Source organism: Fibrella aquatilis (assembly GCF_017353255.1).
Classification (GTDB): Bacteria; Bacteroidota; Bacteroidia; order Cytophagales; family Spirosomataceae; genus Fibrella; species Fibrella aquatilis.
This window is the reverse complement of the sequence record NZ_JAFMYU010000006.1, coordinates 323,906-335,112: the sequence shown is the minus strand read 5'-3', so window position 1 is coordinate 335,112 and position 11,207 is coordinate 323,906. Positions and strand designations below refer to the sequence as shown.

Annotated in this window: 8 protein-coding genes; 6 read left to right on the top strand and 2 right to left on the bottom strand. The window is 57.0% G+C overall.

The window, feature by feature from the left end; all coding sequences use genetic code 11:
• Positions 1-76: 76 nt before the first annotated feature.
• On the bottom strand, positions 77-922 hold the full coding sequence (locus J2I48_RS10640) for a sugar phosphate isomerase/epimerase family protein (RefSeq protein WP_207335409.1): 846 nt from the start codon (positions 920-922) through the stop codon (positions 77-79).
• Between the two features lie 205 nt (positions 923-1,127).
• On the opposite strand from J2I48_RS10640, the gene J2I48_RS10635 reads away from it, so the two are divergent.
• The 6 genes from J2I48_RS10635 (at position 1,128) to J2I48_RS10610 (ending at position 10,261) form a co-directional block, all read left to right on the top strand.
• Positions 1,128-1,742: an RNA polymerase sigma factor gene (locus tag J2I48_RS10635; protein ID WP_207335408.1), complete on the top strand. Its 615-nt coding sequence runs from the start codon at positions 1,128-1,130 to the stop codon at positions 1,740-1,742.
• 39 nt (positions 1,743-1,781) lie between these two features.
• A complete protein-coding gene (locus J2I48_RS10630) occupies positions 1,782-2,897 on the top strand; it encodes a FecR family protein (protein ID WP_207335407.1) in 1,116 nt (371 codons plus the stop codon).
• Between the two features lie 69 nt (positions 2,898-2,966).
• Complete coding sequence (locus J2I48_RS10625) at positions 2,967-6,401, top strand: SusC/RagA family TonB-linked outer membrane protein (RefSeq protein ID WP_207335406.1); 3,435 nt, start codon at positions 2,967-2,969, stop codon at positions 6,399-6,401.
• A 23-nt stretch (positions 6,402-6,424) separates the two neighbouring features.
• Positions 6,425-7,948, top strand: coding sequence for a RagB/SusD family nutrient uptake outer membrane protein (locus J2I48_RS10620; RefSeq protein WP_207335405.1), 1,524 nt, complete (start codon positions 6,425-6,427; stop codon positions 7,946-7,948).
• 118 nt (positions 7,949-8,066) lie between these two features.
• Complete coding sequence (locus tag J2I48_RS10615) at positions 8,067-9,125, top strand: glycoside hydrolase family 43 protein (protein ID WP_207335404.1); 1,059 nt, start codon at positions 8,067-8,069, stop codon at positions 9,123-9,125.
• A gap of 74 nt (positions 9,126-9,199) precedes the next feature.
• Positions 9,200-10,261, top strand: a complete 1,062-nt coding sequence (locus J2I48_RS10610) for an acyltransferase family protein (RefSeq protein WP_207335403.1) — start codon at positions 9,200-9,202, stop codon at positions 10,259-10,261.
• A gap of 6 nt (positions 10,262-10,267) precedes the next feature.
• Here the strand turns inward: J2I48_RS10610 and J2I48_RS10605 are convergent, their stop codons facing one another.
• On the bottom strand, positions 10,268-11,176 hold the full coding sequence (locus tag J2I48_RS10605; RefSeq protein WP_207335402.1) for a cation diffusion facilitator family transporter: 909 nt from the start codon (positions 11,174-11,176) through the stop codon (positions 10,268-10,270).
• Positions 11,177-11,207 lie beyond the last annotated feature (31 nt).

The following is an 11,207-nucleotide window of genomic DNA, read 5'->3' as shown; positions in this document are numbered from 1 at the left end:
AGGCACCCTTTAGGGCGGGGGGCTACGCCAGCGTCAGCAAAAATCGTAACCGCAGCGGCGGACCGCTCGTAAATCATTACAGTCCCTTCAAATACGCGATGCTCTGCGGCACTTGCTCGGTGGCGGCCTGGCTTTCGTCTTCGATGTAGAGGTGCGTGATGCTCGATTGATTGACGGCCTTCAGGATGGTGGGCCAGTCGAGCTGGCCGGTGCCGAGGATTACTGAATTTTCGTTGGCGAGCTTGCCTTGATCGTTGCCAGGAACGCCCTTGCGAATGTCTTTGAGGTGCATGAGGCGGAACCGCTTGGGGTACTTGGCCAGGAGCGTGGCAGGGTTTTGGCCGGGCAAAAACGTCCAGGCAATATCCATCTCGAAGGAAACGTAGTCGGGGTTGGTCAGGCGCATCAACTCATCGTAAATGGTGCCCTGGCCGTAGGGCGCAAACTCGTAGCCGTGGTTGTGGTAGCAGAACGTAATGCCCTGCTGCCGGGCGAGTTGGCCAAAGGTGTTGAAGACCGCCGCCGCTTTGCGCACCATCGTAGTGTCAAACGCGCCTTCGTGCGGAATCCAGGCCACGCGCACAAACTGCACACCCAGCGTCTTGGCGTTTTGCAGCACCTCGGCGGGTTTTTTCTGAATATCGTCGTAGCTCACCCCGTAGCTGCTGCATTGGATACCCCGCTCGTTGAGCCAGGTGCGGAACTCCGCTGCGGTTTTGCCAAACAGGTTCGATAATTCAAGATCGGTGATGCCCAACTGCCTGATATGGTCAAGGGTGGCGGGTACGTCTTTGGCAAACTCATCGCGGAAGGTATACGACACAATGCCCGGATGCCGACGAACCAGCTTGCCAACCGGTTGGGCCGAGACGGTAAATGCATATGTCAGCAAGAGCGATAACAGAAGTACAAAGCGAACCATAGTGGGGTGATTGTTTCACCTAAAAGAACGGTAGACTACGTACATACCCACTACTTAGAATTTGTACTATAACTGATTGTCTGACAGCTGGTTGTGGTTAGAAAACGACAAAGGCCACTATTTCCATTCATAAGTATTCGTAGTCTGAATTGACTATTTCAAAGCAGAATCAGTTATATTCAGTATACATTTGCTCAACACCTCTATGCTACTTTCCGGCGTGTACAACTACTCTACCGACGCCCTACTGTGGGATGATTTTCTGGCTGGAAATCAGGACGCGTATGCCTGTATGTATGAACGCTACGCCAAGGTGCTCTACAACTATGGCTACAAAATTGCGCAGAACCGGCAGCTTACCGAAGATTGTTTGCAGGACCTGTTTCTAAGCATTCTGGAAACCCGTAATCGCCTGGGTCGCACCGACTCCATCAAGTTTTACCTCATGCGGTCGCTCCGCCGCGAACTGGTCCGCCGCTTGCAGACCGAATCCCGCTTCGACGCCGACCCCGACGCTATCGAGTTCCGGGTCGAATTTCAGTATGAACCAACCTGGCTTGATGCCCAAATCTCGGCCGATCAGTCGGCGGCCTTATTGCGCGAGTTGAACCACCTGCCGCCCCGCCAGAAAGAAGCCCTCTTTCTGAAATATTTCGACAACCTGACCTACGAAGAAATTGCCGGGGTGATGGGTATCGAACAGTCGTCGGCCTATAAGGTGATCTACAAAGCCATCGCCGCCCTCCAAAAACGCGTCGACACGGGTGTGTTGGTGCTGTTACTGATAATGGGGGAAAAAACTTGCATTTGCGGGGGATAAAATTGAACGGCGGTTTCTTCTGTGGGAAAGCACGCCGTTATGCCCCACGATCTACCCACCAACTATGCGCAGTTTACCACCCGCGATTTCGTGCTCGATGAGTCGTTTCGGCGGTGGGTACTTCAGCCCGACGAGGCTACTATGTCGTTTTGGCATACGTATATGCTCCGGTACCCGGCGCAACAGGCCTATATAGATGAGGCTGCTACCCTGTTGCTCCACCTGCGCACCAACTACGACGACCTCACCGAGGCCAGCTACGAGCGCATCTGGACCCTGCTGGAACAGGCCCATACTACCTACTTTGCGACCCCATCGGCTACGCCCGTTAGGGCACTCGACAGTCGCCGTGCCTGGCCCAACTGGCTGACCGGCTGGCGCGTGGCTGCCTCGACGGTAGGCCTGCTGGGCGTATTCACCACCGGTTGGTACTGGCGCGAACAACAGCACAAACATGTAGCCCACACCAACTTCGGCGAAACAACGACCGTTGCCCTGCCCGACGGATCGACCGTGCAACTCAACGGTAATTCCACGCTGACCTACCGCGACGACTGGGCCGACGGACAAGCCCGCGAGGTGTGGCTGGAGGGAGAAGGTTTTTTCACTGTCACAAAAAAGACCATGGCGGCTCAGGAGCAGGCAGATTTACCCTTGAACGCTATACCCTTGAACGCCGTGCCGGTCAAGTTTACGACCCATACCCCCGGCCTCGACGTGCAGGTGTTGGGGACGCAGTTTAACGTGAACACCCGCCGCGGGCAGACCGACGTGACGCTGGTAGAGGGAAAGGTGAAGCTCATCCGGCCCGACAATGCGCAGGCTAAGGTGCTGGAAATGAGGCCCGGACAGGTAGCCACCGCCCGGCCCGGCATTGAGGCTGTAGCCCTTCAGAAAGAGGATCCCCAGCCCCGCACTGCCTGGACACAGCAGCAGTACATCTTTGAGAAAACCCCCCTGCGCGACATTGCCCAGCAGCTGAGCGATGCCCAGGGACTGACGCTTGTTTTTGGCGACGATGCCCTGGCCGACCGCCGGTTTACGGGCAACCTGTCGAGCGAAAACCTGGAAACGCTCCTGACCACCCTGGCCGCCACGTTCGACCTGACGGTTGAGCGGGATAGCAACACCGTGTATTTGAGAAAAAGTAAGTAAAGCGTGCCCCTGCCAGGCAGTTAGCCCGGCGCAGTAAACCCAATACAAACGTTATTAACAACCAAAACCATGAAGAATCAGTACATAGCTGTTTCGGCGGTGGTCATCGGCCTGAGCCTGTATTCGTTGCCCCAGCTGGCGGCGGCGCAGTTGCTCTCCTGGGCCGAAACCCCCGTCCGTCACGAGATGCAGGCGTATGACACCCGCCCCACCAAAACACGGTCGCTGAAAAAGGCCCTGGCGGAAGTGGAGAAAAAATATCGCGTCAATTTTGCTTACGACGACCAACTGATTGAAGGGCGCACGGCTACGCTCGAATTAACCGGCAACGCTCTGGAACAAACGCTTGAGAACCTACTAGGTAGCCAGGGACTGCGCTTTCAGAAAATCAAAGACAACCTGATCGTGATTTCGGCAGCGCAGCCTGCCAAAGCCGCCTCGGCCCCTTTAGCCAACCCCGCCACGAGCCGTTCCGGACGCGGGACCGCCGACGTGGCGGCGCAAGCACAGGAGGCCGTCGTGAAGCGCATAACGGGACAGGTCACTGACGAGAACAACCAGGCCCTGCCTGGGGTAAACGTCATTGAAAAAGGAACGAATACCGGTGCCACCACCGACGGCAGCGGCAACTACCAGATCAACATCAGCGACGCCGCTACCGTGCTGACATTCAGTAGCGTGGGCTATGTAAAGCAGGAAGTAATCATTGGTAGTCAGAGCGTGGTAAACGTGAAAATGGCCGTCGATGACCGCACCCTGAACGAGGTGGTAGTAATTGGCTATCAGACCGTGCGCAAGAAAGATTTGACTGGTGCTACCGACCTCATCAGCCCGGCGCAGTCCAACCGGGTAACGGCCAACTCCCTGGCCGAGTCTATTCAGGGGCTGTCGCCGGGGGTGACGGTGCGCAATTCGGGTTTGCCGGGGCAGGCGGCTTCCATCCAGATTCGGGGGGTGGCCAGCTTCCTCAGCACCGACCCGCTCTATATCATCGACGGCATGATTGCCGATGCCAACCCCACGATCAACACCAACGATATCGAGTCGATTCAGGTGCTGAAAGATGCGTCGGCGGCGGCTATTTATGGGTCGCGGGCGGCCAACGGGGTTGTGATCATTACCACCAAGCAGGGTAAAGAAGGCCCGGTTCGGGTGTCGTTTTCGGCCAAATACGGGGCGCAGAGCCTTTATCGCCGCTGGGATGTGATGGATGCCCCGGCCTTTGCGGCCCTGCAACGGCAGCAGTACCAAAACGCAGGCGTACCCGTACCGGCCAGTGTGGCGGGCAACCCCACGGTAAACACCAACTGGCAGGACGAAGTGCTCCAGACGGGCAGCCTGCAAGACTATAATGTGACGCTGTCTGGCGGCACCACGGCCAGTTCATACCTGATTTCGGGCAGCTTTTTCAACAACACCGGCTACGTAAAAGGCACGGGTTTCGACCGGGCCAGTTTGCGGATCAACACGCGGAACCAGTTGGGCCGGGTTACGGTAGGGGAGAACCTGGTGCTCACCAACTCGAACATTCAGAACCCGCCCACTTTTTTCAACCCGATCTACGACATGGCCTACGCCCTGCCCGTGATTCCCGTGCAGGACCCGCGCTATGTGAGCGCCACCAACCCCGAAGGCTATGGCATTGGCACCAACCCCGACGCCATTTCGTATGCCTACAACCCCGTGGCGGCCCGCAACCTGACGTCGAACAAAAGCACGTTTGCCAAGCTGGTAGGCAATGCCTACCTCGACGTGAAGCTGTTCGAGGGGTTGTCATACCGGTTCAACGCCGGTCTGGAAGCCAGTTTCGACTATACCCAATACCTCCGCAAACTGGGCGTGTATCAGTACAGTGCCGCGCCAGTGCCCAGTTCGGTGAGCGAAGACCGGTCGCGCTACACAAGCACGCTGTTTGAACATACCCTGAATTATAACCGTACGTTTGGCGCGGCGCACAGCCTCAACGGTGTGATCGGTATTAGCCAGCAAAACACTCAACGCGACGTTACGTCGGGTTCGCGCACCGACCTGGGGCAGGCGGGTGGTCAGTATTTCACCACCATCAACGCCGCCACGGGGGTGTCGAACTCGGCGGGCTACACACCCGACAAATACGCCATTCTGGGCTACATTGGCCGTGTTAACTATACTTACCGCGACAAATACCTGCTCACGCTGACGGGCCGCGTGGATCAGGATTCGCGGTTTGGGGCCAACTACCGCACGGGCTTCTTTCCGTCGGGGGCGGTGGCGTGGCGCATCAGCCAGGAAGACTTTTTCAAGGTGGGCTGGATCTCTGACCTGAAGCTGAGCGCCTCCTATGGCAAGCTGGGAATTGTGGTGCCTACCCTGGGTTCGTTTCCCTACACGGCGTTTATCAACAACAACCCCCGCGCCGTGTTTGGCGTTGACCAGACCCCCAACGTGGGTGCTTATCAAGCGCAACTGGCCAACCCCGACCTGCGGTGGGAAGCCCGCACCCAACAGAATATAGGCCTGACGGCCAGTCTGTTCAACAACCGCGTTACGGCCGAAGTAAACGTCTACAACTCGCTCTCGACCGATGCCATCCTGAACCTGCGGGTGCCGGGCTATCTGGGCAACCTGCGCGGCGACCCGTTTGTCAACACGGCCTCTATTCGGAACCGCGGCGTAGAAGTCTCGCTGACTTACCGCCAAAATGCTGGCCCGATCAAGTGGGACGTGTCGGGTAATTTTACCACCATCAGCAACCGTGTGGAGAACGTGGGCAACCAGGGGTTGAACATCAACTACATCCAGAGTGGCAACACGCGGTCGCAGGTGGGTAACCCCGTGGGGCAGTGGTACGTGCTGAAAACCAACGGCTTATTCCAGAGTCAGGCCGAGGTAGATGCCTATGTGAGTAAAGATGGCGGTAAGATTCAGCCCGACGCCAAACCCGGCGACATCCGCTACGTAGACACCAATGGCGATGGCCGCATCAACGTCGACGACCGGCAGTTTGTCTCGTCGCCCTGGCCCAAGTTGCAGGCAGGGGCGCAGGCCAACGTCAGCTACGGCGGGTTCGGTCTGAACGTGCAACTGGTGGGCGTATTTGGTTATACAGTCTACAACAGCATTCGCGGCATCCTGGACGGCTACCAGAACACCAACTTCCGCCGCGACGTCAGCCCCTGGACCCCTACCAACACCGGCACCGCCGACCCCCGCATTGGGTTGCAGGACCGCGATCAGGGGATTGTCAACAACAACCTAGGCTACAGCGACCGCTGGCTGGAAGATGCCTCCTACGTGCGGCTCCGCAATATCGAACTGGGCTACACGCTGCCATCTGACCTGCTAAAGCGGGCGCACGTGCGCAATGCCCGCGTATATGTGAGCGGGCAGAACCTGTTTACAATCACGAAATATACAGGCCTCGACCCCGACGTGACGGGTGCCAATATTCAGGAACGGGGCGTCGACAACGGCCACTACCCGTCACCCCGCGTGCTGTCAGTAGGTATCACCGGCGATTTTTAAGCCTCCTTTTTGGATATACTCATATGAAAACGAACATCATCTCTTTTGCCGTTGGCGTGGGCCTGTTGCTGGTGGGTTGCCAGCAAAACCTCGACATTGTGAACCCTAACCAGGTAACGGCGCAGTCGTTCTGGAAAACTGGCGACGAAGCGCTGGCGGGGGTAAACAGCGTCTACAGCACCTTGCACCGCGAAGGTACCTCGCGCTGGACGCCGTTTTTCTACATCATCCGGTCAGACGAAGGGCGTAGCCAAAGCCCCTATGCGCCTATTCCCAACAACGCCGACCGGTTTCTGATTACTGATACCAACCTAGACTTTGGCTACACGGTCTGGCGCGACAACTTCATTGGCGTGAACCGGGCCAACCAGGTGATTGCCAACGTGCCCAACATTGCGATGGATGCCACGCTGAAGAACCGCTATCTGGGCGAAGCCAAGTTTATGCGGGGCCTATTCTACTACCAGCTCGTGACGCTCTACGGCAGTGTGCCGCTGATTACCAACCCGTCGGTGGTGGGCGATAAACCTTCGTCGGCTCCGCAGACGGCTATTTGGGCGCAGATTGAAAGAGACCTGACCGAGGCTGTAGCCGTATTGCCCACCACCTACGGATCGGCCGATCTGGGGCGGGCTACCAAGGGGGCGGCCTATGCCCTGCTGGCCAAGGCGCAATTTCAGCAGCGCAAATACACCGAGGCCCTGGTGCCTTTGCAATGGCTGGCCGACGGCGACGGTAAAAACGTGTATGGCCTGGTGCCCAACTACCGCGATAACTTCCTGATTACGAGCGAGAACAACAAGGAGTCGGTGTTTGAAATTCAGTTTGCACTCAACCCCGCCGAGTACACCGACGACGACACCGAGACGCCTAACCAGAACTACGGCACCTCAGTAGCGCAGTTTTTTGGCCCCAGCGGCATTGGCTGGTCAGACGGCGAAGCTAGCCGCTGGCCGGTGTATGAGTTCAACGAAAAGACCACGGCCGGTGCCCGCGATCCACGCCTGGAAGCCTCGTTCCTGTTCGACTCGACCGACGTGCGTGGCCCAAATTTTACGCAGATCTACGGGCAGACGTTTACCAAAAGGTATGGCAGCGACAACAAACGCGTGTGGTTCCGCAAGTTTCAGAACGACCACTGGAAAAACGAAGAAGGCTACCGGTCGCCCAACAACTGGCGCTACATTCGCTATGCCGACGTGCTGCTGATGTATGCCGAAGCGCTGAACGCCACGGGAAAAACCACCCAGGCCTACGCCTATGTAGATCAGGTGCGTGCCCGCGCCGGGCTGGCCAAACTATCGGTGGTGAAGCCGGGCCTGACGCAGGATCAGTTCTTGGCGCAGCTCAAGCATGAGCGCGTTACGGAGCTGTCGGGCGAGGGGCACCGCTGGAACGACCTGGCCCGTTGGGGTGACCTGGGGCCTGCCCTGGCCGACCGCGATCCGGGCTTCAAAAACTTCGTGAAAGGCAAACATGAGCTGCTGCCCATTCCCCAGCTAGACCGCGACCTAAACCCCAACCTGGCGCAAAATCCGCAGTATTAGTTTTCAGTTTGGAGTCTACAGTTGCTTCACGCTCTGGGGGCTGACGCCTAGCCCCCAGAGCGTGAAGCAACTGTAGACTCCAAACTGAAAACTAATACTGTAAACCCCTGTCTCAATAATGAAAAACTCCCTCTTTTCCTCCCTCATTTTACTTGTGTTTTTGGGCGGGTATGGGTGCAAGAAAACGCCGGACCCTGTAACGCCCATGCCGCCGGTGGTGGTGGTCGACACGGTTGGAAAATTCAGCAACCCCATTCTGCCCGTTGGTCCCGACCCGTGGGTGGTGGCCAATGGCGGGTTTTACTACGTCATGCACACCACGGGCAACAGCCTGCGGATCTACAAAACTGCCAGTATGAGTCGCCTGAGTGCGGCGCGGCCCGTTACCGTCTGGACACCCCCCGCCACCGGCCCTAACTCGCGGAATATCTGGGCACCGGAACTACATCTGCTGAACGGCAAATGGTATATCTATTACGCCGCCGACGATGGCAACGACAAAAACCACCGGATGTTTGTGCTCGAAAACGCCGCCGCCGACCCCACTACCGGTACCTGGACCGACCGGGGTCAACTGATGCTGGCCGACAACAAATGGGCTATCGACGCCACGGTACTGAACCTGAATAATCAACTGTACTGTGCGTGGTCGGGCTGGGAGAATGATTTGGGTGGCCCGCAGGCGATCTATATCAGCAAGCTCATCAATTCCTACACCGCCGAGGGGCCACGCGTGCGGCTGTCGTTTCCCGATTATGCCTGGGAGAAGCAGGGCTTCGGCGTGAACGAAGGTCCTGAGTTTCTGGTGAATGGGGGCAAGGTATTTCTGGTGTATTCGGCCAGTTTTTGCGGTACCGATTTCTACGCACTGGGCCAGTTAACGGCTTCATCGACAGCTAATTTGACAGATGCCGCCGCCTGGACAAAGTCGGCGAACCCGGTGTTTGGCCCCTATGGTAGTAGCGGTACCTATGGCGTGGGGCACAACAGCTTTTTCCAAACCCCCAACGGCAAGGAAAACTGGATTGTCTACCACGCCAACGCCGCCCCCGGTCAGGGTTGTGGTGATAATCGGTCTGTGCGGATGCAGCCGTTCACATTCAATACCGACGGCACGCCCAACTTTGGCCAACCCGTGCCGCTGTCGCAGGTGCTGAAACGGCCTTCGGGCGAATAAAGGACCATCTAATCAATTGTGTCGCTACTCTATACTTAGCCTAGTAATTTGCTTCCAAATTGCTTTGCCAACAGATGAGAGACAATTACACCACGATTGATTATATCAAAGCACTGCTGGTTGGAGGGATGGTGCTGGGGCACAGTTTTCAGCTACTCGGTACCATCATTCCTGGCAACCGCATCAGTCAATTGTGTTATGCCTACACGGCCTTCGGCAATCTGATTGCTTTTGCGGGGTTCTTTTTTTGCTTCGGCTACGCCTATTGTGCCGCTTATTTCGCCAAATCACGCGCCGCCGTGCAGGGCAAACTAGCTCGCACAGCGGCGGTGCTGTTACTGGCTTACTACGTATCGGCGCTAATGGCTACTATCTTCTTGCCGAGCCGAACAGGTATAGTTAATCCGCTCACCATGAGTCGTATAGTCGATGTGTTGCTCCTGAGCGACATTGCCCTATACTCCGAATTTCTGCTGTCGTTCTTTATCCTGACCCTGGCCACGCTGCTCTTTTTTGAACCCCTCAAGCGCCTGTCTTATTCGCCCTGGGGGATGCGGCTGGCCGGGGCGGGGGCGGTGCTTAGTTCGCTTGTGATTCCCGCCGATTTTTCGCCATCGCCGTGGCTGGCCCTGCTGATTGGCTCACGCGAGGTAACGGCTTTTCCGGTGGTGCAGTACCTGGTTTTCTTCGTGGCGGGTATGTATTTCGCCCGGTTCGGCACCCGCTGGGATAGCCGGGTTGCGCTGGTTTCGGCCTTGGGTTCAGGGGCTTTTGTGGGTTATTACGCCCTTCATCATGAGTTTCCGAGCCGCTTTCCGCCGTCCATTTTCTGGCTTTGCGGCTCGTGGGGATTCCTCTATGCCGTTTACCTCTTGGTCGGCCACTGGATTCGGCGGGGCTGGCAATCCTCGGCGTTGCAACTCATGGCGCGCAATACGCTGGTGTTTCTGGTGCTGAGCAACCCGCTGCTGTTTGCGCTGAGTACCAAGCTAAAGCTACAGCCCCTGCCCAGCGTGATGGTGGGCGTTCTGGTGCTGCTGGGCTGCTTTTTCGTCGTAAAAATCGTGCGGCAACCCGTTAGGGAAACTGTTCAGGTAGAAGAGCATGAGGAAGTAAGCAGCGGGCAGTGGCAATAGCTACTACTACTTCACCGGTGCGGTACCTGGTTCTACAAAAATCTGCTTGATGTCGGGCAGTTCGGTTCGTAAGGTATTGGAAATCCGGTGGATGGCGTAGCTGACTAAGTCGGCGGTTAGGGCGGGGTCGAAAGCTACGCGCTGCATCACCACCACTTCGTTAGGCGACATGTAGATCGTGTGCATGTTCAACACCGACACCACGGCGGGGTCGGCGGTGGTGAGGGCAATAAGTTGGGCCTTAGTGTCGTCGTCGACGCCCTCGCCCATGAGCAGGCTCTTGCTTTCGCGGGCCAGCACCACCGAGATACCCACCAGCAGCAAGCCGATCAGGATAGAGGCTATGCCGTCGAAATAAGGGTTGTTGAACACCTGCCCCAGCACCACCCCAGCCAGCGCAATAAGCAGGCCCAGCACGTCGGCGGCGTCTTCAAACAATACCGTAAACGTGGCTGGGTCTTTACTGTCGATCACCGATTGCCAGAAAGGCCGGTTGCCGCGCTGCTGATTGAAGGCCGTGAGGGCAGTGTAGAGCGAGTAGCCATCCAATACCAGCGCCACACTCAGGACAACGTAGTTCCAGATCGGGTTTTCAATCTGTTCTGGATGCTGCAAATGGGTTACGCCTTCGTAAAACGAGACGCCGCCCCCCACCGCAAAAATGAGCAGCGCCACAATGTAGGACCAGAAAAACAGTTCACGCCCGTAGCCAAACGGCCGTTTTTCATCGGCAGGTTTCTGGCTTCGATAAATGCCCAATAATAACAGCATCTCATTGCCCGAATCGACCAGCGAGTGAATACCCTCTGAGATCATGGCCGAACTGCCGGTCATAGCCGCCGCTACGAATTTGGTGGCCGCAATACCCAGGTTGGCAAAAAGAGCGGTGTAGATAGGGCCTTTAGCAATAGACATAGGTGGTGGAGGTGAATATGTTGTTGCTACT

Coding starts and splice junctions, on each gene's coding strand:
- J2I48_RS10620 (WP_207335405.1), top strand. CDS start 6,425: ATGAAAACGAACATCATCTCTTTTGCCGTTGGCGTGGGCCTGTTGCTG.
- J2I48_RS10610 (WP_207335403.1), top strand. CDS start 9,200: ATGAGAGACAATTACACCACGATTGATTATATCAAAGCACTGCTGGTT.
- J2I48_RS10605 (WP_207335402.1), bottom strand. CDS start 11,176: ATGTCTATTGCTAAAGGCCCTATCTACACCGCTCTTTTTGCCAACCTG.
- J2I48_RS10630 (WP_207335407.1), top strand. CDS start 1,782: ATGCCCCACGATCTACCCACCAACTATGCGCAGTTTACCACCCGCGAT.
- J2I48_RS10625 (WP_207335406.1), top strand. CDS start 2,967: ATGAAGAATCAGTACATAGCTGTTTCGGCGGTGGTCATCGGCCTGAGC.
- J2I48_RS10640 (WP_207335409.1), bottom strand. CDS start 922: ATGGTTCGCTTTGTACTTCTGTTATCGCTCTTGCTGACATATGCATTT.
- J2I48_RS10615 (WP_207335404.1), top strand. CDS start 8,067: ATGAAAAACTCCCTCTTTTCCTCCCTCATTTTACTTGTGTTTTTGGGC.
- J2I48_RS10635 (WP_207335408.1), top strand. CDS start 1,128: ATGCTACTTTCCGGCGTGTACAACTACTCTACCGACGCCCTACTGTGG.